Below are 25,826 nucleotides of genomic sequence, written 5' to 3' on the forward strand. Positions count from 1 at the left end.
CTGTTTCAGATTCTGCCGCTCGGTCGCACGCTCGTTCGCCCGACTCGCGGGAATTCTTGCTCTCTTCTGGTCTCCCGCGTCGATCCGCGCGGGCGCCGACCTCAGGCGAAGGTGGTCACCACGGCGGGCTCACCCGCCGAGAGCTTGAGGCCCTCCCACGGCAGGCTGATCAGGCCCCGCGCGACCAGATCCCGGCTTTCGGCGAGGGTGGGCAGGCTCTCGAGCTGCTCACCGCCGCGCACCAGCGGGACGAGCGGCTGCCTGGCTTCGAAGCCGTTCGCGGGCGGCACCGGTCCGGCCGCCGGGTAGACGATCTCCTCGACGATCGTTCCGGTGTCGCGGGCCAGGCGGATCACGTTCTTGGTGCCACCGCGGGATTGCTTGTGGCTGCTGCGTTTGGCGACCGGCACCCCTTCGACCTCGACCAGCTTGTAGACCATGCCTGCGGTCGGCGCGCCGGAGCCGGTGACCAGCGCGGTGCCGACGCCGTAGACATCGACCGGCTCGGCGCGCAGCGCGGCGATGGCGTACTCGTCCAGGTCGCCGGAGACCACGATGCGGGTCTTGGTGGCCCCGAGCGCGTCGAGTTGGTCGCGCACCTGCCTGGCCAGGACGCCGAGATCGCCGGAGTCGATCCGCACGCCGCCCAGTTCGGTGCCCGCGACCTCGATGGCGGCCGCGACGCCCCGTGTGATGTCGAAGGTGTCCACCAGCAGCGTCGTCCCGATCCCGAGCGTCCGCACCTGGCTGCGGAACGCTTCGGCCTCGTGCGCCCCGTCGGGGCCGCTGTGCAGCAGGACGAACGCGTGCGCGCTGGTGCCCGCGCCCGGAATCCCGTAGCGACGCACCGCCTCCAGGTTGGAGGTGGCGTCGAAACCGGCCAGATACGCGGCGCGTGCGCAGTCCGGGGCGGCCAGCTCGTGGGCGCGCCGCGAACCCATTTCGATCATCCTGCGGCCGCCCGCGGCGCTGACCATCCGCGCGCCCGCGGCCGCGATCGCGCTGTCGTGATTGAGAATCGCCAGGATCAGCGTCTCCAGGACGACGCATTCGGCGAAGCTGCCGCGCACCGACAGGATCGGGGAGCCGGGGAAGTACAGCTCGCCCTCGGCGTAGCCGTCGATGTCGCCGGTGAACCGGTAGTCGCGCAGCCAGTCGAGCGTGCGCCGGTCGGAGAACGAGGCGGCGACGGCCAGCTCCGCCTCGCCGAAGCGGAACTGCCGCAGCGCGTCGAGCACCCGGCCGGTACCCCCGACGACGCCATAGCGGCGACCATTTGGCAAACGTCTAGCAAACACTTCGAACGTGCACTGCCGATGCGCTGAACCATCGGCGAGCGCCGCGGCGAGCATGGTCAGTTCGTACTGGTCGGTCAGCAGCGCCGTGCTGGCGACGCCGTCACGCAGGTCCACGCTGTCACTGTAGACAGACCGGTCGGCTCACGGTGTCCGGCATCGGCTCGGTGAACCGGTGGAAACGCGAATCGGGGCTGCGTGGGTGTTGTTTATCCGGGGGCGAGTCGTACCCTTGACCGTATGGCCTTGTGCAACACAGTCCGGGGTGACGTCGTTGTGGACGCCGCGAACGCGACATTGTCGGCGGCACAGGCGACACCCGAAGCGGTCGAATACACCGAGATCCTGGAGGCGGAGGACCGCCCCTGGGTGACCGTCGTCTGGGACGACCCGGTCAATCTCATGCACTATGTGACCTACATCTTCCAGAAGCTGTTCGGCTACAGCAAAGCGAAGGCGACCGAACTGATGCTGAAGGTCCACAACGAGGGCAAGGCGGTGGTCTCGTCCGGTTCCCGGGACAAGATGGAGCACGATGTCCAGCGGCTGCACGCCGCGGGGCTCTGGGCCACCATGCAACGGGACGACTGACCTGGACGACTACCCTGACGCCGTGCGCAAGTGGAGCAGGAAGAACTCGCTGAGCGGTCTCAAACTGCGATCCGAGATGGACGCACATGAGGCCGATGTGCTTCGGTCGCTGGTCGGTGCGGTCTCCGGGCTGCTGAACGAGCGCGCCGAGTCCGCGCCCGACGACGATTTGGCCGCCCTCACCGGACTGCGATCCGGCAACACCATCCCGCCGGAGGATCCGCGGCTGCGCAGACTCCTCCCCGACTTCCATCGCAGCGAGCCCGGCTCGCCGGACGCCGAACGCGCTGATCTCAACAGCGCCCTGCGCGGATTGCACGAGCCCGACATCATCGACGCCAAGCTGGCGGCGGGGTCGGTCGTGCTGGACACCGTGCCGAGCGCGGGCGGCAAGATCGTCCTCACCCCCGAGCAGGCCGACGCGTGGTTGACCGCGCTCACCGACGTCCGGCTGGCGCTCGGCACGGTGCTCGACATCGACGCCGACACGCCCGACCATCTCGACCCCGACGATCCGCGCGCTCCGCACCTGGACGTGTACCACTGGCTGACCTGGATGCAGGACTCGCTGCTACAAGCGCTGGCTCCCTGACCGGCTGTGCTGCGAAGATCGGCGAGGCGACCGGAAGTCCCGCGCCGTGAGGAGTAGAGATGGTGAACGCCGCACCGGGAGAACGTAATTCGATTACCGACGTGCCCGGAGTGCTGGTCGGGCACCACCACGTCCTCGACCGGGACGCGACGCTCGGCTCCGGCGCGGCGACGGGTTGCACGGTCGTGCGGGTGCCGGGCGGCGCGGTGGCGGCGGTCGACGTGCGCGGCGGCGGGCCGGGCACCCGCGAGACCGATCTGCTCGATCCGATGAACACGGTTCGCCAGATCGACGCGATCCTGCTCACCGGCGGCAGCGCTTTCGGCCTCGCCGCGGCCGACGGGGTGATGCGCTGGCTGGAGGAGAACGGCGCGGGCATCGTGATGGACCCGACCGACCCGAGCCGGGTGGTGCCGATCGTCCCCGGCGCGGTGATCTTCGATCTTCCGGTCGGCGCGTGGGACATTCGCCCGACCGCGGAATTCGGCTATCGGGCCGCGGCGGCGGCGGACATCGACTTCGCCCGGGGTTCGGTCGGCGCGGGCGTCGGGGCCCGGGCGGGATCGATCAAAGGCGGGGTGGGCACCGCGAGCGTCGCGCTGGGCGAAGGCGCCGCCGCGGGAATCACCGTCGCCGCGCTGATCGTGGCGAATCCCGTCGGCTCTGTGTTCGACCCGCGTACCGGGTTGCCGTGGGGGTGCGGCACCGACGGGCCCGATTTCTTCGAGCTCCGGCCACCGAGCGCGGAGCAATTGGCGGCGGCGAACGCGCTGCCGGTGAAGGGAACCGTGCTCAACACCACGATCGGCGTCGTGGCCACGGACGCTCCGCTCGATCCGGCGGGATGCAAGCGGGTCGCGGCCACCGCGCACGACGGGCTGGCCAGGGCGATCCGTCCGGCGCACTCGCCGCTGGACGGCGACACCCTCTTCGCGATCGCCACCGGGACCGCGGAGGAGGGCACGGATCTGTCGCTGCCGCCCGCTTTCCCCTCCGATCTGCTCGTCCTGGACGCGATCTGCACGGCCGCCGCGGTCTGCGTCGAACGCGCCGTCGTCGACGCGATCCGCTCTGCGCGTTCGGTGGCGGGCATCCCGGCCTACCGTGACCTGTTAGGGGTCTGAACAGGCGATGCCTCGAACCGGGGACCGGGCGACGTCGCCGGGGGAATACCCGAATATCCTGGCTCGTTGTCGACTGCGATGGGTCGGCGTTGTGGAAAGGTGTGCGACTCGTGCTGGTGATCAGGGCCGACCTCGTGGAGGCGATGGTGGCGCACGCGCGCGCCGATCACCCGGACGAGGCCTGCGGTGTGATCGCGGGGCCGGAGGGTTCGGATCGTCCCGAGCGCTTCATCGCCATGGTCAACGCCGAGCGTTCGCCCACGTTCTACCGCTTCGACTCCGGCGAGCAGTTGAAGGTGTGGCGCGCGATGGACGACGCCGACGAGACGCCGGTGGTCATCTACCACTCACACACCGCCACCGAGGCCTATCCCAGCCGGACCGACGTGTCCTACGCCTCCGAGCCGTTCGCGCACTACGTGCTGATCTCCACCCGCGACCCCGAGCGGCACGAGCTGCGCAGCTACCGGATCGTCGACGGCGAGGTCACCGAGGAGCCGGTGCGGATCGTCGACGCGTACGAGAACTAGACCGATGCCTGTTCGCGAAACCGAGGAGTACCCATGCCGGTAACCGTGTCCATTCCGACCATCATGCGCGGCCTCACCGGAGGTGAGAAGCGCGTGCAGGCCGAAGGCGCCACGCTGTCGGCGCTCATCGATGATCTCGAGGCCAACCACCCCGGGCTCGCCGAGCGCCTGCTCAAGGACGGCAAACTCAACCGCTACGTCAACATCTACGTCGACGACGAGGACGTGCGCTTCGCCGGCGGCCTCGCGGCCGAGGTGCCGCAGGACGCCAGCGTCACGATCCTGCCCGCCGTGGCCGGGGGCTGACCCGTCCCGTGGCGCGTTACGAATCGCTGATCGCGACCCTCGGCAACACCCCGCTGGTCGGCCTGCGCACACTGTCTCCCCGATGGGACGGTGACAACCACGTGCGGCTGTGGGCCAAGCTGGAGGATCGCAACCCCACCGGCTCGATCAAGGATCGGCCCGCCCTGCGGATGATCGAGCAGGCCGAGGCCGACGGCCTGCTGCGGCCCGGGTGCACGATCCTGGAGCCCACCAGCGGCAACACCGGCATTTCGCTGGCCATGGCCGCGAAGCTCAAGGGCTACCAGCTGATCTGTGTGATGCCGGAGAACACCTCGGTGGAGCGGCGCCAGCTGCTCACCATGTTCGGGGCGCGGATCATCGATTCCCCCGCGGCGGGCGGCTCCAACCAGGCCGTGGCACTGGCCAAGCAGATCGCGGCGGAGAACCCGGACTGGGTGATGCTCTACCAGTACGGCAACCCGGCCAACGCGTCGGCGCACTACGAGACGACCGGCCCGGAGATCCTGGCCGATCTGCCCGAGATCACCCACTTCGTCGCGGGCCTGGGCACCACGGGCACGCTGATGGGGACCGGCCGCTTCCTGCGGGAAAAGGTGCCGGGCATCGAGATCGTGGCCGCCGAGCCGCGTTACGGCGAACTGGTCTACGGCCTGCGCAACATCGATGAGGGATTCATCCCGGAGTTGTACGACGAGAGCGTGCTGACCAGCCGTTTCTCGGTCGGCCCGTACGACGCGGTGAAACGCACCCGCGAACTGGTGCTCGAAGAAGGCATCTTCGCCGGGATCTCCACCGGCGCCATCCTGCACGCCGCGCTCGGCGTCGCCCGTAAGGCGGCGAAGGCGGAAGCCCGCGCCGACATCGCGTTCGTGGTCGCCGACGGCGGGTGGAAGTACCTGTCGACCGGGGCGTACGACGGCACGCTCGAAGAGGCGGAAGAGCGGCTCGACGGCCAGCTCTGGGCCTGATTCCCCCGGTACCCTCGATGTGGCGGGGCCACGTCCCCGCCACGGCGAGGAGGTGGCCATGGCCGGCGCGGGACTCGGGGCGTCGTTCGACCCGGATCGGATCGCGGCGATCCGCGCGCGACTGGGTGAGCCCGTCGGTGCGCCGGGGCCGTCCGCGCCGCCGACCGGCGGCATCGGCGCGATCAAGCAGTTGTGGCTGCGGGCCGGGGTGCTGATCGCCGGATTCGTGGGGGTCCTCTACGGGATCGAGGGCGTCGATACCGCCCTCGGTGGGCGGCTCGACTCCGCGGGTATCGAGCCGCGCCGTGCCGACGGGCTGACCGGCGTCCTCTTCGCCCCGTTGCTGCACCATGGCTGGCCGCACCTGATCGGCAACACGCTTCCGGTGCTGGTGCTCGGCTTCCTCGTGTTGCTGGCCGGCCTCGCGCGCGGGCTGGCCGCCACCGCGATCATCTGGCTGTCGGCCGGGCTCGGCGTCTGGCTCACCGGAGCTACCGGCAGTGTGCATCTCGGCGCGTCCTCGCTGGTATTCGGCTGGTTGACCTTCCTCATCTCCCGCGGCTGGTTCGCCCGCAACGTAGGGCAGATCGTGCTCGGTCTCGTTGTGCTCGTCCTCTATGGGTCGCTGCTGTGGGGTGTGCTGCCCGGACAGCCCGGAATCTCTTGGCAGGGGCATCTATTCGGCGCGTTGAGTGGATTGCTGGCCGGCTGGGTACTCTCTGGAGATGCACGACGAAGCCGCCGCGGGGCCCGAGCCGGAATCGGCGCGGCGCCGCGGTGAGCGCGCGGCCCGCCGGAGAATGTGGGGGATCCTTTCTTGAGTGAGAAATCCGCGTGGCAGCATGGGGGAATGCGCCTTACCGTCCTCGGGTGCTCGGGCAGTGTGTCCGGCCCGGACTCTCCTGCGTCGGGTTACCTGCTGACCGGCCCGGACATGCCGCCGACGGTCATCGATTTCGGCCCGGGAGTGCTCGGCGCGTTGCAGCGTCACGCCGATCCCGGTGAGGTCGACATCTTCCTGACCCATCTGCACGCCGACCACTGCCTGGACCTGCCCGGTTTGCTGGTGTGGCGTCGTTACCATCCCACTCCGCCGGAGGGGAAGGCGATCGTGCGCGGCCCGTCGGACACCTCGGTGCGCATCGGCAACGCCTCTGCCGAGGTCGGCGGAGAATGCGACGACTGGTCCGACGTGATCGACATGCGGCCCTGGGTGGAAGGCGAGCCGATCACGTTCGGCCCTGGCCACACCGTGACCGCGCGCCGAATGTTCCACCCTCCGGAGTCCTACGGCCTGCGGATCGTCACCGCGAGCGGACGCACCTTCGTCTACACCGGCGACACCGCACTGTGCCCCCAGGTCCACGAACTCGCGCAGGGCGCCGACGTCCTGATGGCGGAGGCCTCCTGGACCCACGACCCGGCGAATCGTCCCCCCGGCATTCACCTTTCGGGCACCGAGGCAGGCCAGATCGCCGCCGAGGCAGGCGTGAAGGAACTCCTGCTCACCCACATCCCCCCGTGGACCTCACGCGAGGACGTGATCGCCGAGGCGAAAGCCCAGTTCACCGGCCCCGTACACGCGGTCGCCCCGGGCGAAACCTTCGATATCTGACCGAACCCGAGTCAGGCGCGGGCAGACCAGTAGGTCTCCTCGATGCACATAACTGCCGTTGAACGCTGAATAGCTACGCTCGGCTATGCGGCCGATACGCCCTCCTCGGAGTGCGCCCGTAGCAGTCCCGAGACCATCCACGAGCACAACAAGCAGCACCTTCGCTCGAATTGGGTGGCTCAGAGGGTTGCCAACGCACCGTCGCCACATGACAACGACCGTCACAACATCGCGGTGGCGTGATCATCGACGCCAGCCCTGCTGAGGGAGCCGTCTACGCTCGACGAGCTATCCGAGGTCGTCGGCCCACGCAGCCGCTACCGGCTCGCCGCCCGCTCCGAAAGGCAGGCGTTCCATACTCGCCGATCTGTACCCCCGGCCGATCCCGCCGTCCACCGTCCGCGTAACAGTCGCCGCTGGCATCGCCGCCGACAACAAGCCACCCGGATCACCGAACATCGGATCACAACTGTTCTCCCGACGCGCCCAGCGCACCTCCACTCCCGGTTTCGAGCGCAGCGAGACCCAGCCGCGACGAAGTCGCGGCAAATCGAACACAGTAGGCTGTGGCCGTGTCGAGACGAGCCGATGGCAGGGCGGACGATGAGCTCCGCGAGGTCCGGATCACCCGTGGTTTCACCACGCACCCAGCTGGTTCGGTGCTGGTGGAGTTCGGGCAGACGCGGGTGATGTGCACCGCGAGCGTCACCGAGGGGGTGCCGCCGTGGCGACGCGACTCCGGATTGGGCTGGCTCACCGCCGAATACGCGATGCTGCCCGCCGCGACGCACACCCGCAGTGGGCGGGAATCGGTGAAGGGCCGGATCGGCGGACGCACCCAGGAGATCAGCCGCTTGATCGGCCGGTCGCTGCGCGCCTGCATCGACCTTGCCGCGATCGGCGAGAACACCATCGCGATCGACTGCGATGTGCTCCAGGCCGACGGCGGTACCAGGACGGCCGCCATCACCGGCGCCTATGTGGCGCTGTCGGATGCCGTGACCTACCTCGGTGCGGCGGGCGCGCTGGCCGACCCGCAGCCGATCTCGTGCGCGATCGCGGCGGTGAGCGTCGGCGTGGTCGACGGCCGGGTGCGTCTGGATCTGCCGTACGAGGAGGATTCGCGCGCCGAGGTGGACATGAACGTCGTGGCCACCGACACCGGAACGCTGGTGGAGATCCAAGGCACCGGCGAGGGCGCCACTTTCCCCCGCTCGACGCTGGACAAGCTGCTCGACGCCGCGCTGGCGGGCTGCGAGCAGTTGTTCGTCGTGCAGAAGGAGGCGCTGGCGCTGCCGTATCCCGGCGTGCTGCCGGAGCCCGCCGAGGCGAAGAAGAAGTGATGACCCGCCGTCTGCTGGTGGCCAGCCGCAACGCCAAGAAACTGAACGAACTGCGCCGCATCCTCGACGAGGCGGGTATCGCCGGGATCGAGATCGTCGGATTGGACGACGTTCCCCCGTACGACGAGGCGCCCGAGACCGGCGCGACATTCGAGGAGAACGCGCTGGCCAAGGCCCGCGACGGCGCCGCTGCCAGCGGGTTGGCCTGTGTCGCCGACGATTCCGGCATCGAGGTGGACGCGCTGAACGGGATGCCCGGTGTGCTGTCGGCGCGCTGGTCCGGCAGGCACGGTGACGACGCGGCCAACAACGCGCTGTTGCTGGCGCAACTGTCGGACGTGCCGGACGAGCGTCGCGGCGGCCGGTTCGTGTCGACCTGCGCGCTGGTGGTGCCCGGCGGCGCGGAGACCGTGGTGCGCGGCGAATGGCCCGGCTCGATCGGGCGCAAGCCGGTGGGCGACGGCGGTTTCGGCTATGACCCGCTGTTCATTCCGGCGGGGGGCGATGTCACGGCCGCTCAGTTGACGCCCGCCCAGAAGGACGCGGTGTCGCATCGCGGGCGGGCGCTGGCTCTGTTGACGCCCGCCCTGGCGGCGCTCGCCGAAGGCTGACGCGAGCGGCGGTCGGTCAGACGCCGAAGTCCTGCTTGACCTGCTTGGCGTTGACGTGCTCGACGAAGAACGACAGCAGTGGGATGGTGCCCGCGAGCAGGGTGCCGACGGTGCGCAGGGCCGGCCAGCGAACCTTGATCGCGAGGTCGGCGGTGACCAGCAGGTAGACGAAGTACACCCAGCCGTGCACGACGGCGATCCAACTGGGGGTGTGCACGTCGAAGCCGTACTTGGCGATCATCTCACCGGTGAGCAGCAGCAGCCAGAGACCGGTGATCCAGGCCAGCGCCCGGTAGCGCAGCAGCGCCGGACGGATCTTGGCGGCGTTGCCTGCCGGGGCCGGGACGGCGGTGGTCTCGGTGGAATTCTCGCTGGTGGTCAACCGGCGCTCCTCTCGCTGGTGTGCGGGCCTGCCGCGCGGACCTGTTCATCGATGTCGTGGGCGTGCAGCGCGGCCAGGTACCGGTTGTACTCGGCGAGCACGGGATCCTCGTCCCGGACGGCCTTCGGGCGCTCGGGTAGCAGACCGGCCGGCAGCTCCGTGGGCGCGGCCGGTTTCGCGGCGCGCCCGGCTGCGGTGGAAGCGCGCCGCGCCGCCGCGGTGGACTCGTCCTCCTCCGCGCCTGCCTCGCGCTCGAGCCGGACGAACCGGAAGTACGCGAAGACGGCGAACCCCGCGAACAGGGGCCATTGCAGCGCGTATCCGAGATTCTGGGCGGTGCCGCTCGCGGACTCGTACCGCTCCCACTGCCACCAGGCCAGCGCCAGGCAGCCCAGCGCGGCGACGATCACCAGCGCGATCAGGGCCGGGCGGTTGTGTGCCGAGCGGCGGGGAGAGGCGGACACGGCTTCTACGGTACCCGTTCTACTACGCGGGCCGTAGAGCGAGGTGCGCCGTCTCACGCAGGCTGGGAACGTGCTCGGGTCCACGGCTGGGGCGGCTGTCGGCCGGGCGCGGGGGCCGCTCACCCCAGGGGTCGGCTCTTGGGCATGCACGGGCCGCCGCTCGCCACGGATGATCCGTTTGCGAGCGAGCGGTCCGCCGGTGCCCCCCGCGATGAGCCGCCCGCCTCGCGCGTGGCCGGCCCCAGGACTGTGCCCGGCTCAGAAGGGGTAGATGACGCCGGTCTTGCGCTCGGACTCGGCCCACAGCCGCTGCCACAGCTCCCGGTTCTGCGACAAACGGGTGGAGGAGGAGGGCCGCACCGGTCCCTGGCTACCGAAGAGCCGGGTCGGCCCCCAGTAGATCTCGGGATCGGCGTCGGGCATGGTCGCGGCGAACAGAGTCGAGTGCGCGGCCTTGGCGGGTGAGTGCCCGATCAGGCGGATGAACGGCTTCGAGACGTAATCGAGCGGCGTCTCGGTGTGGGCGAAGAGGTCGGTGGCCGAGACACCGGGATGCACACCGTAGGAGCGCTTGTCCGAGCCGGATTCCCGCAACCTGCGCTGCAATTCGCGGGCGAACATCAGATTGCACAGCTTGGATTGCGCGTAGGCGAGATTGCGCTGGTAACGACGGTTCTCGTAGTCGAGGTCGTCGATCCACAGCTTCGGGGTCTGCTTGTGCGCGATGCTGGAGAGGGTGACCACCCGGTCCTTGATCCGGTCCAGCAGCAGGCCGGTGAGCGCGAAGTGTCCGAGGTGGTTGACGCCCCACTGGGTTTCGAACCCGTCTTTGGTCCGCGAGAACGGGATGTTCATCAGGCCCGCGTTGTTGACCAGGACGTCGAACTCGCCGCCTGCGTCGGCGAACTTGCGCACCGAGGCCAGATCGGCGAGGTCGAGTTCGGCCACGCGGACGTCGCCGTCGATGCCGCCGGCGACCTCTTTCGCCTTGACCGCGTTGCGGCAGGCCATGATCACGGTCGCGCCCTTGGCCGCCAAGACCTTCGTGGCGACGGCACCGAGACCGCCGTTCGCGCCGGTGATGACAAAGGTGCGTCCCGTCTGGTCCGGGATCTCAGTTGGTTTCCACGCCATGCGTCAACCTTACTTTGGAGTAAGTTCCGGGGGAAGGGTTTCGAATTGATCGTCTCAGACGCGGATGCTCGTGTCGCGGAACATACCCGCGACACGAGCTCTCACCCGATTTTTCAGCGGCCACTGCCGATCGGGTGCTGGAAGGCGGCCGCGAGGACCGCGCCCACCGTATCGCCCCACACCTGCCAGGTGGCGGGATCCAGCGTCATCGAGCCCACATCGGTGATCGTGACCCCCTCGGCCACCGGCGCGCCCGCGAACCGGTCCCTCAGCCACAGCAGCGCGCGCGGCGCCGCGATCGGATCGAGGGTGAGGTGCTCACTGAAATGGTCGCGGATGTACTCGACCCGTGCGCCCGGGTCCTGGGCGTAGGTTCCGACCAGCTCGTTGACGGGCCCGACCGGGATCAGCCAGTCGGCGTTGGCTTGGTACATCAGCATCGGCATGTCCGGCACGGCTCGGCCCAGCTTCGTCTCGTTCAGCACCTCGACTACGGCGGGGTCGGTGAACGGGTTCTTCGCCAGCATTCCCAGGTTGTCCGCGAACGGGAACAGCGCGGCCTGGTAGCTCGCGCAGAGTTGCTCCTTGCCCGCGATCATGAGCCTACCCAGGCCGTTCGCGTTGTCGTCGAGGAATTTCCGCAGCTCCGGATACTCGCGCGAGACGCCGAGCGCGCCCGCGAAGATCAGCCCCGCGGAGAGATTGCCGTTGGCCATCCGCAGTGCGGCCGACAGGTCGGCGGGGATGCCGCCCTCGGCGGCGCCCACCACGTTCAGTTCGGGCGCGTAGCCGCGCTTCAGCTCGGCGGCCCAGCCGGTGGCGATCGCGCCGCCGGAGTAGCCCATCATCCCGACCCTGGTCCGGGTCCCGGACAGTTGCATCGGCGCGAAGTTCTCCGCGGCGCGGATGCCGTCGAGAGTGATGCGGCCGGCCAAAGGCCCTGCGGCGTATGCCGAGTCCGGTCCCTGGTGATCCGGGATCACCGCGGCCCAGCCCTGGGCGAGCGCCGCCTGCACCTCGAGGAACTGCGCGGCCACCAGGGTGGATCCGGTCAAGGTCGCGGGGATGCTGCCCATCTGGAGCTGATACGACGGCATGCAGTAGTTGCCGGTCGAGTCCTCGGCGATCTGATAGGAGAACAGCGGCCGGTCGGCGACGTAGCCGCGCGGCTTGATCACCGTGGCCACGGCGGGGATGGCCTCGCCGCGGGAGTTGGTGGAGCGGTAGGACAGCTGCCAGGCGTCCACGTTCAGCGGGATCAGCGACAGATTGGCCAGATTGACCTGGCGTGCGGCGATGATCCGGCCGGGAGCCAGATCGGCGTAGGTGTCCACGGGCGGCCGATAGAACGCCGGGTCGAAACCCGGCGGTAGCGGCGGAACCGGGAACGGCAGCGCGGGCTGGACCACTTGGTCGTCGGGCGGCGGCTCCGCGGCCGCGGGCCCGGCTGTTAGGAAGGGCAGCCCCACGGCCACCGCGGCGAGTGCCGCGAGCAGCTTCGGTGCGTGCTTGCGGGAAAGGGCCATGCGAGAACCTCTTCGTTCGGCGAGCCACATATGTGAGCCTCATCGGTTTCAGACTGCGCTCGAGTATGCGGTGTCATGGCGCGGATCACAAGAACGGACATCTCCGGCCCCGGTGGGAAGGCATGGTTCGCGGTCGCCGCGATTTCGCTACGGTGAGAGATGTGACGGCGACAGTGGGCAGGCAATACGGCGGGCGTGCCGTCGTGGAGCGGAAAGCCGAGCGGCGTCAGCGGTTCCTCGACGCGGCCACCCGGATCTTCGCCGAGCGCGGCTACGCCGATTGTTCGCTGGCCGACGTGTGCGCCGCCGCGGGCTTGTCCAAGCGGCAGTTCTACGAGGAGTTCCAGGCCAGGGAGGACGTACTGGTCGCCGCCTATGACCGGATCCAGGACGAGGCCGCCGCCGCCGTGCTGGGGCGGCTCGCGGACCTCGACCCCCGATTCGACCTGCCCGCCGCGATGACCGCGGTGGTGACGGCCTACCTGGCCTCGATCGGCTCCGATCCCTACCGCGCGAAGGTCGCGTTCATCGAAGTGGTCGGGGTGAGCGACCGGATGGAGCGGCACCGTCGCGAACGACGGCATGGGTGGGCGTCCATGCTGGAGTCGCATGTGGTGCCGGTGGTCGCTCCGGGTTCGCGGGTGCGTGGCGCGCCGGGGTGGGGTGCGAGCGCCTTGATCGGCGCGATCAACGGGCTGGCGCACGAGTGGGTGCTCGCCGACCCGCGTCCGACGGTGGCCGAGCTGGTCGATCTGCTGGTCCCGATCGCGATGTCGCTGATCGAGCGGGCGGACGAGACGGCGTCCGAGGACCTGCCCGGCTGATTCGCTGCCGTGTCGCTGGATATCCATCCAAGCGGCGAAGTCCCATACTGGGCTGATGGCCGGTTCGGTTGCTGTCGCCGCGGACCCCGGTGCCCCGATGGGCAGGGCCAAGACCAACATCGTGTTCGGCACCATCGTGCTCGGCATGCTGATGGCGGCGCTGGACCAGACCATCGTGTCCACCGCGCTGCCCACCATCGTGGCCGACCTCGGCGGGGCGGGGCACATGGCGTGGGTGGTCACCTCGTACCTGCTCGCCGAGGCGGTGGCGACGGCGCTGGCGGGCAAACTCGGCGACCTGTTCGGCCGCAAACCGGTGTTCCAGGTCAGTGCCGTGATCTTCATCGTGGGCTCGATGGTGGCGGGCCTGGCGAACGGCATGCTGCTGCTGGTGCTCGCCCGCGGCATCCAGGGCTTCGGCGCGGGCGGACTGATGGTCACCTCGATGGCGCTGATCGCCGACATCATCCCGCTGCGGCAGCGTGGCAAGTACCAGGGTGCGCTGGGAGCGGTGTTCGGCGTGACCACGGTGATCGGTCCGACGCTGGGCGGTCTGTTCACCGACCATGCCAGCTGGCGCTGGTGCTTCTACGTGAACGTGCCGGTCGCCGTGGTGATGATCGCGTTGGCGGCGCGGACGATCCCGCGGGTGCGGGCCGCGGCCAAGCCGATCATCGACTACGCCGGAATCGGCCTGGTGGCGCTGGGCGTCTCCTGCCTGATTCTCGGCCTGGAATGGGGCGGGCAGCAATACGCGTGGGGGTCGCCGACGATCATCGGCCTGTTCGGCGGGGCGGTGCTGCTGCTCGCGGCGTTCGTCGCGGTGGAGTCGCGAGCCGCGGAACCGATGCTGCCGATGGGGCTGTTCCGCAGCCGGGTGTTCACGGTGTGCTCGATCCTCAGTTTCATCGTCGGCTTCGCGATGCTCGGCTCGATGACCTATCTACCCGCGTATCTGCAATACGTGGACGGGGTCTCGGCCACCATGTCGGGTGTGCGCACCCTGCCGCTGGTGGCGGGCCTGTTCACCACCTCGATCCTGTCCGGGCAGGTGGTCGGCAAGACCGGGCGCTATCGGTACTTCCCGATCGTGGGCACGCTGGTCATGGCGCTCGGCCTGTACCTGATGTCGACGATGGGCAGGACCACCGGCACGTGGCTGGAGTCGCTGTACATGCTGATCCTCGGCCTCGGCATCGGACTGGCCATGCAGGTGCTCACCATCGTCGTGCAGAACACCGTGCCCTACGCGCAGCTGGGCACGGCGACCTCCGGCGTCACCTTCTTCCGCACGCTGGGCAGCGCCTTCGGTACGGCGATCTTCGGCACCCTCTACAGCAACGAGATCGGCCCCAACCTCACCGCCGCGCTGGTCCGCGTGGGTGTGGTGGCACCGGCTGTGGCAGCGGACCCGCAATCGCTGCGCGCGCTGCCCGCCGAACAGTCGGCGCCCATCATCGACGCGTACGCGGACTCCATCGACCACGTGTTCTTCTGGGTCGTGCCGGTCGCGCTGGCCGGATTCGTGATCGCGTGGTTCCTGCCCGAGGTGCCGCTGCGGGACAGCGCGCGGGCGGGCGCGGGCGATGTCGGCGAGGGGTTCTCGGTACCCGACTCACCCGATCGGCTGGTGCAACTGGAAAGAGCCGTCGCGGGCACCATGCGCAGGGCTCGGGAGGGGGATCCGATCGGCCCGCGCATCCTCGCCGACGCGGACAGCGACCTCACCCGCGGGGAGGCATGGGCCCTCGGGCAGGTGTATCTGCGCGACCGGCTGCGGGGCCACGCCACGCTGGCCGAGATAGCGCGCGAGCACCGACTGCCCGAGGAGGTGATCGAGCCGATCTACGACCAGGTGGGCGCGGAGGGTTACCTGATGCGGGAGGGGCAACGGTTGCGGCTCACCGACTCCGGCACCGCCGAGCTGGACCGGATCAAGGCGGCCTGGCGGCGCTGGCTCGACGGCAGGCTCGACGACTGGAACGAAGCCGATCCCGCCGATCGCGCGTTGCTGGATCAAGCGTTGACGAACATCGCCACGAAGTTGCTCGAAGAGCAGGCGCGGGAGCAGCAGACGGTGCCCGCCTGAACCGCTTGCGGCTTATTACTCGTAGACGTATATTCGTACACGAGTAATAAGGAGGTGCCGCGATGAAGAAACGCAAGGTCGACAACCTGCTGGCGCTCGCGGTGCTGTCCGTGATCATCGAACGCCCGATGCACCGGTACGAGATCGCGCAGACTCTGCGCGACCGGGGCAAAGACCACGACATGGCGATCAAGTGGGGTTCGCTCTACACGGTCGTGCAGAACATGGCCAAGGTCGGCTTTCTCGAGGTGGTCGGCAGCGAGCGGGCGGGCGCGCGACCGGAGCGGGTGATCTACCGGATCACCGACGCGGGCCGCGCCGAGATGGCCGATTGGACCAGGGAGCTGCTGTCGACTCCGGAACCGGAACATCACCGGTTCGTCGCGGGTCTGTCCATTCTCGCGGTGCTTCCGCCCGCCGAGGTGGTCGAACTGCTCGGTACCCGGCTCGAAGCGCTGGAACAGACCATCGGGACGGTTCGCCGCGAACTCGGCGAACTCGCGGGCGCGCTGCCGCGGCTGTTCGTCGTCGAGTCCGAGTTCGGGCTGGCGATGCTGGAAGCCGAGGCGGCGTGGACACGTTCGCTGCGTGACGAGCTGACCGAGGGCACCTTCCCGGGACTGGCGCAATGGCGTGAGTGGCACGAGCGCGGCGCGCTGCCGTCGGAGGTCACCGAGTTGGTGGAGAGGGGGATGGCCGAGGACTAGCCGAAACCGGACCCGGCGTGGTGCGGCAACACCGCCGCCGGGCCCGATCGAACAGTCTCGAACCGCGCCCGCGAACGCGCACCCGGCTACAAGGCTGGCAACCACAGGATAACCGGGTGGGTGGCGCGTGGGTCGGTCCGGGAACCGAAACCCGCATCACACGAATCCTGGAGACACCCATGTCCACAACACGTACCGCCCTGGTGATCGGTGGCGGCATCGCAGGCCCCGTCGTCGCGACGGCCCTGCGCAAGGCGGGCATCGAAGCCCGCGTCTACGAGGCCTACCCCGGCCCCTCCTACGGCATCGGCAGCGGACTCGCGCTGGCGCCCAACGGCATCGCCGCCCTCGACATCATCGGAGCGGGCGATCCGGTCCGCGAGATCGCGCTGCCGGTCACGAAGATGAACATGGCCGTCGGAGACAAGGTGCTGGCACTGCCGGGCCTCTCCGATGTGCCGCCGCTGCAACTGGTCGACCGCAGCGAGTTGCATCGAGCGCTGCACCGGCACGCGACCGCGGCGGGGGTGCCGTTCGAGTACGACAAGCGCCTGGTCGACGTGCACGAGGACGAATCCGGCAGCACCGCCCGCTTCGCCGACGGCAGCACGGCCACCGCCGACGTGCTGATCGGCGCGGACGGCATCCGCTCGCGGGTGCGCACGCTGATCGACCCGAACGCCCCCGGGCCCGGCTACACCGGCATGCTCGGCTTCGGCGCGACCACCGAGTGCGACGCCGAGATCCCGGCCGACACCATGACCTTCGCGTTCGGCAAGCGGGCGTACTACCTGTACTGGCCGCTCGGCGACGGGCGGGTGGCCTGGGGTGCGAACCTGCCGCACAAGGAGTACCTGTCGCTCACCGCGGCGCGGGCGGTACCGAACGCGCACTGGTTGCAGATCCTGCGCGAGACCTACCGCGACGACAGCCCCGGCGCCGAACTCGCTCGCCGCACCACCGAGGACCAGCTGGAGGTGGCGGGCGCGCTGCACATCATGCCGCCGGTGCCGCACTGGCATCGCGGACGCATGGTGCTGATCGGCGATGCCGTGCACGCCCCGTCCAACAGTTCCGGCCAGGGCGCGTCGCTGGCGATCGAGAGCGGTGTGCAGTTGGCCAGATGCCTGCGTGATCTGCCCGCTCCGGAGGCGTTCGCGGTCTACGAGCGGCTGCGGCGCGAGCGCGTGGAAGGCGTCGCGGCCCGCGCGGCGAAGATCAACCACAGCAAGACGCCGGGGCCGGTGGGACGCAAGTTCATGCAGCTGCTCATGCCGCTGATGGCCAAGACCGTGATGAAACCGGAGAAGACCATGGGACCCGAACAGCGCTACCGGATCGATTGGGAAGCACCGGCCGAGCGCGAACTCGCGGCGGTGTGAGTCGACGATGAGGTCCCGCAGGGCCGACCTGCGGGACTGATCCTCGGGTGAGCGGCGATTCGGCGGCGATCGGACCGCCGGATCGACACAGTTCCCGAGCGCCGCCCCGCCCATATATCGAGCCGGTCCAGCATCGGCCGGGCGCGAGAGCCCCGATCAGCGTCGTGCCGCGCGGTCACGCAGAATTCGCGTGGTCTGCTCGTCGCCGGGCAGGAACGCCTCCAGTTGCAGCTCGGCGAGCGTGACGTCCACCGCGGTGGCGAACGAGGTGAGCGTGGTGATCAAACGCAATTCCCCTTCGGCGCAGCGCAGGCGCAACGGCACCGCGAAACCCAGGTGCTCCGGCCCCGGCTCGGTGGACGGCAGATAGGTCTCCAGCTCGTCGATCAGCTCGTCCAGGACGGGATCGGGGCTGCGGGCGATCCGGTTGCGCAGCGCTTCGGTGACGTGCCTTCCCCATTCGGGCAGGTTGACCACGCGGGCGGCCAAGCCGTCCGGATGCAGCGCGAGCCGCAGCACGTTGACCGGTGGTTCCAGCAGCCACGGCGCGGCGCCCTCGGTGAGCACGTCGAAGGCGGCGTTGGCGGCGAGCAGGATGCCGTAGGGCCGCACGACCAGCGCCGGGTAGGGCAGATGGCCGTCCAGAATGGCGCGTAACGCCTCCAGCACCGGCGCCAGTTCCACGGTGTCGAGTTCGGATTCGGGGAAGATCGGCGCGTATCCCGCGGCCAGCAGCAGTCCGTTGCGTTCACGCAGCGACAGCTCCAGTGATTCGGCCAGCCGCACCACCATGGTGCGGCCGGGGCGCGAGCGGCCCTGCTCCAGGAAGCTCAGATGACGTTGCGTGGTGTCGGCGCGGATCGCGAGGTCGAGTTGGCTGACCCGGCGTAGCGTCCGCCAATGCTTGAGCTGCCGGGCGAACCCGGGGGACTCGATCGCCGTTGTCATAGCAGCAGTATCGGCGGGCGGGCGGCGGGCTCGCCATACCCTGCGGGGAATCGCACAGACTTCGAACGGCGGCAAAACTCTGCCGCATGAGCAAGAAATTCGATGAGCAGGAACTCTCGCGATTCGCCGAACGGTACATCGCGTTGTGGAACGAGCCCGATGCCGAAGCCAGGCGCAAGCGGATCAGGCAGCTGTGGTCCGAGGACGGCGCCCAGGTCCTGGTGGATCCGCCGCAGGGTATGCGGGAAGCGTTGGCCGCCCTGTCCTTCCCGATCCCGACCGTGGAGATCCGTGGCTATGAAGCGCTGGACCGCCGCGTCGACCGGGCGTACGACGAGTTCGTCGCTCCCGGTGAGCACGTGTTCGTGGCGGAGGGGCAGGCGGTGCGCCTCTCGGTGAACCTGATCGGCCTGACCTGGCACATGGTGACGAAGGCCGACGGCGCCGTCGTGGGCGGCGGATACGACGTCATAGCCCTCGACGACGACGGCCGGATCCGGTGGGATCACCAGTACATCGGCGTCGCATGAGGCAAGCCGTCGCCTACCATCTCGACCCCTCGCGCGGCGCGGGCGCGCTGACCGCCGCACCGCAGGAGATGCCGGTGCCCGGCCCACGGCAGGTGGTGATCCGGGTGCGGGCGGCGTCGCTGAATCGTCGCGATCTGATGCTGGTGGACGGTACGTACCCACTGCCCGCCATTCCCGGCGTCGTCCCGCTCAGCGACGGTGTCGGCGAGGTGATCGCCGTGGGTGACGACGTGACCCGCGCCGCGGTGGGCGACCGGGTGACCGCCACCTACTTCGTCCGCTGGGTCGACGGTCCGCAGCGTCGGTCGCACGTCGTCGAGCAGTACGGCGCCACCTATCCCGGCATGCTCGCCACTTATGCCGTGCTGGAGGAGGATTCGGTGGTGCACGTGCCCGGTCACCTCACGGACCTGGAAGCCGCGACGCTGACCTGCGCCGGGGTGGTGGCGTGGGCCGCGCTGAGCACGCCGTTGCCGGTGCGGCCGGGCGAGACCGTATTGACCGTCGGCAGCGGATCGGTGGCGCTTTTCGGCGTACAGCACGCGAAGATGCACGGCGCCGAAATCATCTCGATCACCTCGAACGATCGCAAAGCCGAGCGGTTACGCGCGCTCGGAGCCGACGAGGTGATCGATCGTAGCCGGACCCCGGATTGGGAAAGCGTCGTGCTGGACCGCACCGGCGGTGATGGCGTCGACCACGTCCTCGACGCGGTGGGCATGCCGACACTGGCGAAATCCGTGCGGTCGGGCGCATACAACGCGCGGATCACGATGATCGGCGCGATGCCCGCCACCGACCCGCCCGCGGGCAATCCATTCGGGGCGTCGTATCTGTCGATCCGCCGCATCGCAGTGGGCAGCCGAACGGATTTCGAGGCGATGAACCGAGCGATCGCCGTCCATCGGATGCGTCCCGTCATCGACCGGGTGTTCGCGTTCGAGGAAGCCCAGGCGGCCTACCGGTATCTCCGCACCGGTGACCCGTTCGGGAAGGTGGTGATCGAGATCCCCTAGGACTCAGGGGCAGGCGGTCAGGATCCGCACCATGGCATCCTTCTCGGCCGGGGTGACCCACAGCTGGTAGGCCGCCTTCACCTGGATCTGCCTGGTCAGGTAGGCGCAGTGGTAGCCCTTGCTCGGCGGCAGCCACTCGGCCGCGTCGGAGTCGCTCTTGGACTGGTTGGTCGGGCCGTCGACGGCCTGCAGGTTCAGCGGGTCGTTGGCCAGGTCGCGGCGGCGTTCGGCGGAAAGCCGCTGTGCGCCTTTCTGCCAGGCGTCCGACAGCGCGACGACGTGATCGATCTGCACGTCGTCGGAGGACTTCGTGCCGCGCTTGAAGGCGATGGTCTTACCGGTGTACGGGTCGGCGAGCGTCCCGGTGGCGACGATGCACTTACCCGACTTGAAGGTCACGTCGGTCATGTCGCGCTGGAGGATGTCGTTGCGGGTGTCGCAGCCGTTGCCGCCGCCGGGCACCGAGACGTTGTCGGACCAGGGCGGCCCGAATTCGTCCCGGCTGTAGCCGGTTTTGGGCGCGCGTTCCGCCACGCGCAGGGAGTCGAGCAGGGCGAGAGCGTCGCGGCCGGGAATCGGGGCGGCGGCATCGGCGCACGCCCGTCCGCCCGAACCGCATCCCGCCGCCGTCGACTGGCTGGGGTGAACCGAGGAGCAGGAGATCAGTCCGATGGAAGTCGCCACCATGATGCCGATCAGAGCCAGCCGCCGCGTTGTGGACTTCATCGAACTTCCTAACGCCGAACCCACTTGAAACTGTAACCGGCGACAAGGTATCCAGTGGCAGGGTTCGCGCAACCCAACGGCGCGTATGAGATTCGGCACAGCCGGCCGTTAACGGGCGATGCGCCAGAGCGATCGGCCAGGAGTGGGCCCGCCCCCGAATCGCCGTGCCGGCGCCGATTCGGGGGCGGTCTATCACGAGGAGGCCTGGGGAGCCGCGCGGTTGTGCGGATGGTTGTCCACTCCGAAAACCGCACTGGTACGACACCACGGGGCTGATGAGGGGGAGGTCCCGAGGTGTCGAGCCGCGCCTGCTCCGGACTCACTCGTGACGATCAGGGGTGATCGGGATCAGGGGGTGACCAGGGAAAGTCCCTACCGGGTAGGGCGCCAGCACGCATCCGCTCCATCTCGATCTCTCTTGGTCCTACGTATCAAGACAGTAGATAGGACGCGCGGCGATTGGCAAGTTCGTTCTGAAGGATCGAAAAATTTCTCAGCCGATCTTCAGTTTCGGCATACATCTACTGCATGAGTACGGATGTGTGCATGGGATGGCAGTGTGGTGCGACGCGGTCGCCGTCCCGCCGGCCGTACGTGTGACGATGATCACTTCATGTCCGGTCACAGGCAAGCGAACCGTGTGTCGAAACGGGTGTGGGCAAGCGAGCCCGACCTGAAAGGACCACATCATGCCGAACGTCGACGTTCTCGACTCCTTCATCAACTACCGCGACACCGGAGTGGGGGACACCCCTGTGGTGTTCCTGCACGGCAATCCGACCTCGTCCCACCTGTGGCGCAACGTGATCCCGCACGTCGCCGATCGAACCAGGGCGCTGGCGCCGGATCTGGTCGGGATGGGGGAATCCGGCAAGCCGGACAGCGGCTACCGCTTCACCGACCACGCCGCCTACCTGGACGCCTGGTTCGAGGCGCTCGGCCTGGACCGGGTGGTGCTGGTCGGGCACGACTGGGGCGGCGCGCTGGGCATGGACTGGGCCGCTCGGCATCCGGGCCGGGTGCGCGGCATCGCGCTGATCGAGACCTTCTTGCGGCCGATGCGCTGGGAGGAACTGCCTGCGCTCGGCGCCGAGTTGTTCCGCAAGTTCCGCTCTCCGGAAGGTGAGCGGATGATTCTGGAGGAGAACACCTTCATCGAGTTCAACCTGCCGAAGGGCGTCGCCGACCTGGCCGCCGAGGATCACGACGTGTACCGGGCGCCGTACCCCACCCCGGCCACACGCAAGCCGCTGCTGGTGTGGCCGCGGGAGTTCCCGCTGGACGGCGAGCCCGCCGACGTGGTCGCGCTGGTGCGGAACTACGGCGAGTGGGCGGCCGCGACACCCGAGGTGCCGAAATTGCTGATGGCGCTGGAGAACGGCGTCGGATTGGGTGCGGCGGAGGTGATCGACTGGGCCGCGAGCACCTTCGCGAGCGCCGAGGTCGCGCCGATCGGCCCGGCGGGCCACCACGCGCCGGAGGACCGGCCGGACGAGATCGGCCGGGCGGTCGCGCAGTGGCTCGACCGGCACGCCCTGGTCGGTGCGGCCGCTCGCTCGTGACCTCGTGCCCGGTGTGACCGGGGCGTGCTTGCGCCGACCGCGACGCAAGCCGAATGATGGCCGGATGAGCACCGAGCACGACCGGGTCGCGGCCGAGGAGAAGGCCATGGTCGCCCGCGCGGTCGCGGGCGACCGGGACGCCATCGCCCAGGTGGTGCGCCTGCTGCAGGACCCGCTCTATCGGCTGGCCCTGCGCATGGTCTGGCGGCCCGCGGAGGCCGAGGACGCGACGCAGGAGATCATGGTGCGCGTCCTCGACCATCTGCACAGCTGGCGCGCCGAGGCGAAACTGCTCACCTGGGCCTATCGCATCGGCGTCAATCACCTGCTGAATCTGCGACGGCAATCCCCGCAGGAGGCCGCGCAACTGAGCTTGGACTCTTTCCGGGACGGGCTGACCGACGGATTGTCGGAGGCGGATCACCGCGGGCCGGAAGCGGTGCTGCTGACCGCCGAGGTGCGGCTCACCTGTAGCCAGGGCATGTTGCAATGCCTGGCCCGCGACGAACGGATCGCCTTCGTGCTCGGTGAGGTGTTCGAACTGAGCTCCGCCGAGGCCGCCTGGATCCTCGAGGTCACCCCGGCCGCCTATCGAAAGCGCTTGCAGCGAGCCAAGAAGCGGCTGGGGAACTTCCTGAACGCGACCTGCGGCCTGGTCGATCCCGCGGCGTTCTGTCGCTGCTCACGCCGGGTGGACCGAGCGCTCGCCTCGGGACGGGTCGACCCGCGCCGCCCGGTGTTCGCGCGCCATCCGGTCAGCGCGGGCGGTCGTACCGCTGCCGAGGCCGAACGGCAGATGATCCGGTTGCACGACGCGGCGTCGGTGCTGCGTGCTCATCCGGACTACGCCGCGCCGCAAGCGAAGATGGACGCGATCGCGGGGCTGCTCGGTTCCGGTCGTTTTCCCATGCTCGAGCAGACATGACCAGAACGGCGGCTCGCGTCGCGGCCGAATCGCTCAGCCGGGCGCTCCGGGGCCGGACGAGCCGGTGGCAGTGCGGGTGGCGAAGGGAGAAGTTCCTCGTAGTTCCCTTGCGAGATGGGCGATGTGGGCGGGGCCGACACGGCAGCATCCGCCGATGATCCGCGCGCCCCGCGCGTACCACTCACGGGCTTGTCCCGGCCTGAACTGCGGGGGGCCGGTCCAGCGCCGGCGCGCCGCATCCCAGCCTTCGCCGCTGTTGGGGTAGGCGACCACGGGTTTGCCGGTGCGGGCGGCGAGTTCCACCGCGGCCGAGACATCGGCGGGCGCGCAACAGTTCACGCCGATCGCGACGATCGAGGCCGAGTCCGCGGCCACCGCGAAGGCGTCGGCGAGCGGTTGACCGGCACGCGTGCGGTCGCCGTCGATGGTGTAGCTGAGCCATGCGGGCACCCCGAGCTCGTTCACCAACTCCACCAGTGCCTCGGCCTCATCGATATCGGGAACGGTCTCCACGGCCAGCAGGTCCGCGCCCGCCTCGGCGAGCACCTCCATACGCGGCCGATGCCATGCTCGCAGTTCGGCCACGGTGCGGCCGTAGCGGCCGCGATATTCCGATCCGTCGGCGCGCGCGGCGCCGTACGGGCCGACCGAGGCGGCGACCCACCGGCGCCGCCCATCGCCGGCGCGGGCATCGCGCGCCGCGCGGGCCAGCGCCACGCCACGCTGCCACAGCCGCACCGATTCCGTCCTGGTCAGCCCGCGCGCGGCGAAACCATCGAGGGAAGCCTGATAGGTCGCGGTGGTCGCGATGTCGGCGCCCGCGCGGAAGTAGGCGGCGTGCACCGCCTCGATCGCGGCGGGTTCGTCCACGAGCAGGCGCGCCGACCACAACGCGCCGGACAGGTCGTGGCCGCGCGCCTCCAGCTCGGTGGCCAATCCACCGTCCGAGATCAGTGCCCCCGCCGCGGGGTCGTACAGCACGGTTCCACTGTAGGACGCGGCTTATTCGTCGTCGCTGGGCTGGGCGGTCGGCGGCACGCCGGTGTCGAGGAAGCGGATGAGCCGCTCGATGCGTGCCGTGTGGTCGACGCAGCGTTCCAGGTGATGCCCCAGCAGGGCGATATCGATCGCTACCTCGGTGGACGGCTGGGTCGCTGGTTCGCGCAGCGCGGAATGCAGCTGCCGGTGCAGCGTTTCCATCAGGCGACCGGCGGGCGTCTCCTCCTCCGGCAGCGGGTGGCGGCCCGCGACCGCTTGCCCGGCCAGCGCCGTGCGCTCGGCCGCCAGCTTGCCCATCGCGGCGAGGATGTCCAGGATCGGTTGCTCCGCCGCGTGTCCGGGATGACTCTGGTAGGCCTTGTCGGCGACGCGGCTGGCGAGCCGGCCGATGCGGGACAGCTCACCGGCGATCTGGATCGCCGTCACCACGTGGCGCAGGTCGCGGGCCACCGGCGCCTGTAATGCCAGCAGCACCACGGTGCGCGCCTCGCACGCGCCATACATCTTCTGCAACTGCTCGTCGAGCGCGAAGACCTCGTAGGTCGCGGTGAGATCGGCGTCGACGAGCGCGTCGGTGACACGCTCGACGGCGTCGTGGGCGAGCGTGCACATCAGCGTCAGATCATTCGTCAACGCGATGAGCTCGGCAGTGAACTGGGTGCGCACCGCCAAATTCTCACCCATGGAGGGGCGCGGGGTCGATTCCTTGCCGGATGTTCTTCGGTAACGGCATCGCCACGGCCGACCGGCCGGGCACCCTCGCGGAGGGGGACGCCGGAGCTTGCCCGCTCGCAAAGCCGTGAGCTCGGCTGAAAGCCGCAGGTCCGGAGTCTTTTTGGAACTGCATCGCGCTGCGGCGGAACCGGCGCGCGCGAGATCCGGGGAGCGGGGGCCGATCGCCCGGCGAACGGGCTGCTGGTCGACGGGGGCTCAGCGGGTTCGGGAGAGATATTGCGAGACGGCTGATTTGTGGCTCGCATCACAGAAAGGTATTGGTGCACAGGGGCCTCGGTCGATTGCCCACCGCACGCCCCACGCGGTCCGGTGCGGCGGCACGGCCGATCGGCACTGCGCGATGCAAGGGAGCGGCCGTTTGCGCCCGGATGTCTGACAGTGCCATAGCGCACCGCACGCGGGCTCGTGCCCTGTTCGACGCCCGAATCGCGGACACGGCGCGGCCTGCCGACGGGTGTGACCGGTGCTACCGTCGCGGCATGCCGAACTTGCGCGACATCCAGCATCGGGCGGTGACAGCGTTCCAGCGCCGCGTGGGCAATCCGCTGCTCAGCACGCTGCCCGGGCAGACCCTCCTGGAGACCACCGGCCGGGTCAGCGGGCAGCCGCGGACCACCCCGATCGGCGGGCGGCGGGTCGGGCGGGAGTTCTGGCTGGTCTCCGAGTTCGGCGAGCGTTCGCAGTATGTCCGGAACATCAAAGCCGACAACCGGGTTCGGCTGCGGTTGCATGGGCGCTGGCACACCGGCACCGCCCATCTGCTGCCCGAGGACGACCCGCGTGCCCGCCTGGCCGCCCTGCCGCGCGCCAACAGCGCGGCCGTCCGGCTCGTCGGCACCGACCTGCTCACCGTGCGCATCGATCTGGACGACTGAGCCCGCGCCCGGGGCGGGGATACC

28 protein-coding genes are annotated in these 25,826 nt (G+C 69.3%); 19 read left to right on the top strand and 9 right to left on the bottom strand.

Features of this window, described 5'->3' with window-relative positions; translation table 11 throughout:
- Window positions 1-101: 101 nt before the first annotated feature.
- The gene (locus ACGF7Y_RS23325; RefSeq protein ID WP_393236688.1) at window positions 102-1,412 is read right to left on the bottom strand and encodes a nicotinate phosphoribosyltransferase; all 1,311 of its coding nucleotides are present in this window, start codon (window positions 1,410-1,412) and stop codon (window positions 102-104) included.
- A gap of 123 nt (window positions 1,413-1,535) precedes the next feature.
- Between ACGF7Y_RS23325 and clpS the strand changes: the two genes are divergently transcribed.
- From clpS to ACGF7Y_RS23375, 10 genes are all read left to right on the top strand, one after another.
- Window positions 1,536-1,886 (top strand): ATP-dependent Clp protease adapter ClpS, encoded by a 351-nt coding sequence (gene clpS, locus ACGF7Y_RS23330; protein WP_039796380.1) that lies wholly within the window; start codon window positions 1,536-1,538, stop codon window positions 1,884-1,886.
- A gap of 22 nt (window positions 1,887-1,908) precedes the next feature.
- On the top strand, window positions 1,909-2,478 hold the full coding sequence (locus ACGF7Y_RS23335; RefSeq protein WP_393236689.1) for a DUF2017 domain-containing protein: 570 nt from the start codon (window positions 1,909-1,911) through the stop codon (window positions 2,476-2,478).
- A 59-nt stretch (window positions 2,479-2,537) separates the two neighbouring features.
- A complete protein-coding gene (locus ACGF7Y_RS23340; protein ID WP_393236690.1) occupies window positions 2,538-3,602 on the top strand; it encodes a P1 family peptidase in 1,065 nt (354 codons plus the stop codon).
- A 110-nt stretch (window positions 3,603-3,712) separates the two neighbouring features.
- Window positions 3,713-4,132 (top strand): Mov34/MPN/PAD-1 family protein, encoded by a 420-nt coding sequence (locus tag ACGF7Y_RS23345; RefSeq protein ID WP_062971793.1) that lies wholly within the window; start codon window positions 3,713-3,715, stop codon window positions 4,130-4,132.
- A 33-nt stretch (window positions 4,133-4,165) separates the two neighbouring features.
- On the top strand, window positions 4,166-4,438 hold the full coding sequence (locus ACGF7Y_RS23350; protein WP_063051456.1) for a MoaD/ThiS family protein: 273 nt from the start codon (window positions 4,166-4,168) through the stop codon (window positions 4,436-4,438).
- 8 nt (window positions 4,439-4,446) lie between these two features.
- The gene (locus ACGF7Y_RS23355; protein ID WP_393236691.1) at window positions 4,447-5,409 is read left to right on the top strand and encodes a cysteine synthase; all 963 of its coding nucleotides are present in this window, start codon (window positions 4,447-4,449) and stop codon (window positions 5,407-5,409) included.
- Window positions 5,410-5,467: 58 nt separating this feature from the next.
- Window positions 5,468-6,190: a rhomboid family intramembrane serine protease gene (locus ACGF7Y_RS23360; RefSeq protein ID WP_393236692.1), complete on the top strand. Its 723-nt coding sequence runs from the start codon at window positions 5,468-5,470 to the stop codon at window positions 6,188-6,190.
- A 69-nt stretch (window positions 6,191-6,259) separates the two neighbouring features.
- Window positions 6,260-7,024: a cyclic nucleotide-degrading phosphodiesterase gene (locus ACGF7Y_RS23365; protein WP_062971704.1), complete on the top strand. Its 765-nt coding sequence runs from the start codon at window positions 6,260-6,262 to the stop codon at window positions 7,022-7,024.
- A 572-nt stretch (window positions 7,025-7,596) separates the two neighbouring features.
- The gene (gene rph, locus ACGF7Y_RS23370) at window positions 7,597-8,367 is read left to right on the top strand and encodes a ribonuclease PH (protein ID WP_393236693.1); all 771 of its coding nucleotides are present in this window, start codon (window positions 7,597-7,599) and stop codon (window positions 8,365-8,367) included.
- Window positions 8,367-8,978 carry a non-canonical purine NTP pyrophosphatase gene (locus ACGF7Y_RS23375; RefSeq protein WP_393236694.1) on the top strand — a complete coding sequence of 204 codons (612 nt, stop codon included), beginning with the start codon at window positions 8,367-8,369 and terminating at the stop codon, window positions 8,976-8,978. Before rph ends, ACGF7Y_RS23375 begins: the two co-directional genes overlap by 1 nt.
- A gap of 16 nt (window positions 8,979-8,994) precedes the next feature.
- On the opposite strand, the gene ACGF7Y_RS23380 is transcribed toward ACGF7Y_RS23375, so the two are convergent.
- From ACGF7Y_RS23380 to ACGF7Y_RS23395, 4 genes are all read right to left on the bottom strand, one after another.
- A complete protein-coding gene (locus tag ACGF7Y_RS23380) occupies window positions 8,995-9,294 on the bottom strand; it encodes a DUF3817 domain-containing protein (protein WP_393236857.1) in 300 nt (99 codons plus the stop codon).
- 62 nt (window positions 9,295-9,356) lie between these two features.
- The gene (locus ACGF7Y_RS23385) at window positions 9,357-9,824 is read right to left on the bottom strand and encodes a transcriptional regulator (protein WP_393236695.1); all 468 of its coding nucleotides are present in this window, start codon (window positions 9,822-9,824) and stop codon (window positions 9,357-9,359) included.
- Between the two features lie 258 nt (window positions 9,825-10,082).
- Entirely contained in the window at window positions 10,083-10,958 is an 876-nt protein-coding gene (locus ACGF7Y_RS23390) for an oxidoreductase (protein ID WP_062971698.1), read from the bottom strand.
- Window positions 10,959-11,071: 113 nt separating this feature from the next.
- Window positions 11,072-12,484: a lipase family protein gene (locus tag ACGF7Y_RS23395; RefSeq protein WP_393236696.1), complete on the bottom strand. Its 1,413-nt coding sequence runs from the start codon at window positions 12,482-12,484 to the stop codon at window positions 11,072-11,074.
- Window positions 12,485-12,645: 161 nt separating this feature from the next.
- Between ACGF7Y_RS23395 and ACGF7Y_RS23400 the strand changes: the two genes are divergently transcribed.
- From ACGF7Y_RS23400 to ACGF7Y_RS23415, 4 genes are all read left to right on the top strand, one after another.
- Window positions 12,646-13,308, top strand: a complete 663-nt coding sequence (locus ACGF7Y_RS23400) for a TetR/AcrR family transcriptional regulator (protein ID WP_393236697.1) — start codon at window positions 12,646-12,648, stop codon at window positions 13,306-13,308.
- Window positions 13,309-13,363: 55 nt separating this feature from the next.
- On the top strand, window positions 13,364-15,397 hold the full coding sequence (locus tag ACGF7Y_RS23405) for a DHA2 family efflux MFS transporter permease subunit (protein WP_393236698.1): 2,034 nt from the start codon (window positions 13,364-13,366) through the stop codon (window positions 15,395-15,397).
- A gap of 62 nt (window positions 15,398-15,459) precedes the next feature.
- Window positions 15,460-16,104: a PadR family transcriptional regulator gene (locus ACGF7Y_RS23410; RefSeq protein WP_393236699.1), complete on the top strand. Its 645-nt coding sequence runs from the start codon at window positions 15,460-15,462 to the stop codon at window positions 16,102-16,104.
- Between the two features lie 179 nt (window positions 16,105-16,283).
- A complete protein-coding gene (locus tag ACGF7Y_RS23415; RefSeq protein WP_393236700.1) occupies window positions 16,284-17,486 on the top strand; it encodes an FAD-dependent oxidoreductase in 1,203 nt (400 codons plus the stop codon).
- A 156-nt stretch (window positions 17,487-17,642) separates the two neighbouring features.
- Here the strand turns inward: ACGF7Y_RS23415 and ACGF7Y_RS23420 are convergent, their stop codons facing one another.
- Complete coding sequence (locus ACGF7Y_RS23420) at window positions 17,643-18,434, bottom strand: helix-turn-helix domain-containing protein (protein ID WP_393236701.1); 792 nt, start codon at window positions 18,432-18,434, stop codon at window positions 17,643-17,645.
- An 86-nt stretch (window positions 18,435-18,520) separates the two neighbouring features.
- Between ACGF7Y_RS23420 and ACGF7Y_RS23425 the strand changes: the two genes are divergently transcribed.
- Window positions 18,521-18,964 (top strand): hypothetical protein, encoded by a 444-nt coding sequence (locus ACGF7Y_RS23425; RefSeq protein ID WP_393236702.1) that lies wholly within the window; start codon window positions 18,521-18,523, stop codon window positions 18,962-18,964.
- Entirely contained in the window at window positions 18,961-19,980 is a 1,020-nt protein-coding gene (locus ACGF7Y_RS23430; protein ID WP_393236703.1) for an NAD(P)-dependent alcohol dehydrogenase, read from the top strand. Before ACGF7Y_RS23425 ends, ACGF7Y_RS23430 begins: the two co-directional genes overlap by 4 nt.
- A gap of 3 nt (window positions 19,981-19,983) precedes the next feature.
- On the opposite strand, the gene ACGF7Y_RS23435 is transcribed toward ACGF7Y_RS23430, so the two are convergent.
- Window positions 19,984-20,706, bottom strand: a complete 723-nt coding sequence (locus ACGF7Y_RS23435; protein ID WP_393236704.1) for an HNH endonuclease family protein — start codon at window positions 20,704-20,706, stop codon at window positions 19,984-19,986.
- 689 nt (window positions 20,707-21,395) lie between these two features.
- On the opposite strand from ACGF7Y_RS23435, the gene ACGF7Y_RS23440 reads away from it, so the two are divergent.
- Together ACGF7Y_RS23440 and ACGF7Y_RS23445 are read left to right on the top strand one after the other, a co-directional pair.
- Entirely contained in the window at window positions 21,396-22,268 is an 873-nt protein-coding gene (locus ACGF7Y_RS23440) for a haloalkane dehalogenase (protein WP_393236705.1), read from the top strand.
- A gap of 64 nt (window positions 22,269-22,332) precedes the next feature.
- A complete protein-coding gene (locus ACGF7Y_RS23445) occupies window positions 22,333-23,193 on the top strand; it encodes an RNA polymerase sigma factor (RefSeq protein ID WP_393236706.1) in 861 nt (286 codons plus the stop codon).
- 33 nt (window positions 23,194-23,226) lie between these two features.
- Here the strand turns inward: ACGF7Y_RS23445 and mmuM are convergent, their stop codons facing one another.
- Both mmuM and ACGF7Y_RS23455 read right to left on the bottom strand, forming a co-directional pair.
- Window positions 23,227-24,147, bottom strand: a complete 921-nt coding sequence (gene mmuM / locus ACGF7Y_RS23450; protein WP_393236858.1) for a homocysteine S-methyltransferase — start codon at window positions 24,145-24,147, stop codon at window positions 23,227-23,229.
- A 48-nt stretch (window positions 24,148-24,195) separates the two neighbouring features.
- Window positions 24,196-24,858 carry a phosphate uptake regulator PhoU gene (locus ACGF7Y_RS23455; RefSeq protein ID WP_393236707.1) on the bottom strand — a complete coding sequence of 221 codons (663 nt, stop codon included), beginning with the start codon at window positions 24,856-24,858 and terminating at the stop codon, window positions 24,196-24,198.
- A gap of 548 nt (window positions 24,859-25,406) precedes the next feature.
- Here ACGF7Y_RS23455 and ACGF7Y_RS23460 point away from each other — a divergent pair.
- Entirely contained in the window at window positions 25,407-25,802 is a 396-nt protein-coding gene (locus ACGF7Y_RS23460) for a nitroreductase/quinone reductase family protein (RefSeq protein ID WP_393236708.1), read from the top strand.
- The last annotated feature ends 24 nt before the right edge of the window (window positions 25,803-25,826 follow it).

It is taken from the genome of Nocardia sp. NPDC047654 (assembly GCF_043205035.1).
Taxonomy (GTDB): domain Bacteria; phylum Actinomycetota; class Actinomycetes; order Mycobacteriales; family Mycobacteriaceae; genus Nocardia.

What these genes read in the sequence shown, in the direction of transcription:
- clpS (WP_039796380.1), top strand. Translation starts at nt 1,536, where the DNA reads ATGGCCTTGTGCAACACAGTCCGGGGTGACGTCGTTGTGGACGCCGCG.
- ACGF7Y_RS23340 (WP_393236690.1), top strand. Translation starts at nt 2,538, where the DNA reads ATGGTGAACGCCGCACCGGGAGAACGTAATTCGATTACCGACGTGCCC.
- ACGF7Y_RS23350 (WP_063051456.1), top strand. Translation starts at nt 4,166, where the DNA reads ATGCCGGTAACCGTGTCCATTCCGACCATCATGCGCGGCCTCACCGGA.
- ACGF7Y_RS23360 (WP_393236692.1), top strand. Translation starts at nt 5,468, where the DNA reads ATGGCCGGCGCGGGACTCGGGGCGTCGTTCGACCCGGATCGGATCGCG.
- ACGF7Y_RS23365 (WP_062971704.1), top strand. Translation starts at nt 6,260, where the DNA reads ATGCGCCTTACCGTCCTCGGGTGCTCGGGCAGTGTGTCCGGCCCGGAC.
- ACGF7Y_RS23375 (WP_393236694.1), top strand. Translation starts at nt 8,367, where the DNA reads ATGACCCGCCGTCTGCTGGTGGCCAGCCGCAACGCCAAGAAACTGAAC.
- ACGF7Y_RS23390 (WP_062971698.1), bottom strand. Translation starts at nt 10,958, where the DNA reads ATGGCGTGGAAACCAACTGAGATCCCGGACCAGACGGGACGCACCTTT.
- ACGF7Y_RS23395 (WP_393236696.1), bottom strand. Translation starts at nt 12,484, where the DNA reads ATGGCCCTTTCCCGCAAGCACGCACCGAAGCTGCTCGCGGCACTCGCC.
- ACGF7Y_RS23405 (WP_393236698.1), top strand. Translation starts at nt 13,364, where the DNA reads ATGGCCGGTTCGGTTGCTGTCGCCGCGGACCCCGGTGCCCCGATGGGC.
- ACGF7Y_RS23410 (WP_393236699.1), top strand. Translation starts at nt 15,460, where the DNA reads ATGAAGAAACGCAAGGTCGACAACCTGCTGGCGCTCGCGGTGCTGTCC.
- ACGF7Y_RS23415 (WP_393236700.1), top strand. Translation starts at nt 16,284, where the DNA reads ATGTCCACAACACGTACCGCCCTGGTGATCGGTGGCGGCATCGCAGGC.
- ACGF7Y_RS23420 (WP_393236701.1), bottom strand. Translation starts at nt 18,434, where the DNA reads ATGACAACGGCGATCGAGTCCCCCGGGTTCGCCCGGCAGCTCAAGCAT.
- ACGF7Y_RS23425 (WP_393236702.1), top strand. Translation starts at nt 18,521, where the DNA reads ATGAGCAAGAAATTCGATGAGCAGGAACTCTCGCGATTCGCCGAACGG.
- ACGF7Y_RS23430 (WP_393236703.1), top strand. Translation starts at nt 18,961, where the DNA reads ATGAGGCAAGCCGTCGCCTACCATCTCGACCCCTCGCGCGGCGCGGGC.
- ACGF7Y_RS23435 (WP_393236704.1), bottom strand. Translation starts at nt 20,706, where the DNA reads ATGAAGTCCACAACGCGGCGGCTGGCTCTGATCGGCATCATGGTGGCG.
- ACGF7Y_RS23440 (WP_393236705.1), top strand. Translation starts at nt 21,396, where the DNA reads ATGCCGAACGTCGACGTTCTCGACTCCTTCATCAACTACCGCGACACC.
- ACGF7Y_RS23445 (WP_393236706.1), top strand. Translation starts at nt 22,333, where the DNA reads ATGAGCACCGAGCACGACCGGGTCGCGGCCGAGGAGAAGGCCATGGTC.
- ACGF7Y_RS23460 (WP_393236708.1), top strand. Translation starts at nt 25,407, where the DNA reads ATGCCGAACTTGCGCGACATCCAGCATCGGGCGGTGACAGCGTTCCAG.